The sequence below is a fragment of the Halalkalibacter lacteus genome (genome assembly GCF_036663595.1).
In the GTDB taxonomy this organism is placed as follows: domain Bacteria; phylum Bacillota; class Bacilli; order Bacillales; family Bacillaceae_D; genus Halalkalibacter; species Halalkalibacter lacteus.
The window spans coordinates 1-307 of the sequence record NZ_JAWRVL010000129.1 but is presented as its reverse complement, the minus strand read 5'-3'; the positions used below and the strand labels follow the sequence as shown (position 1 = coordinate 307).

Sequence of the window (307 nt, the reverse complement as noted above, 5' to 3'; positions counted from 1 at the left end):
GACGGATTCGAACCGCCGAACCCGGAGGGAGCGGATTTACAGTCCGCCGCGTTTAGCCACTTCGCTACCCCTCCACGAAAACACATTACCTATATTACAAAATATGTTCCAAAAAGTCAATATATGAACGAGGTTTTTTAGGTAAAGTTACAAAAGTGCCGGCCAGAGGACTTGAACCCCCAACCTACTGATTACAAGTCAGTTGCTCTACCAGTTGAGCTAGGCCGGCAAAAATGGTGGCTCAGGACGGAATCGAACCGCCGACACATGGATTTTCAGTCCATTGCTCTACCGACTGAGCTACTGA

At 48.5% G+C, this 307-nt stretch carries 1 tRNA gene; it reads right to left on the bottom strand.

The features are described from left to right. Positions 1 to 156: 156 nt before the first annotated feature. Positions 157 to 229: transfer RNA gene (locus tag SAZ04_RS21785), tRNA-Thr, on the bottom strand. Positions 230 to 307: the final 78 nt, after the last annotated feature.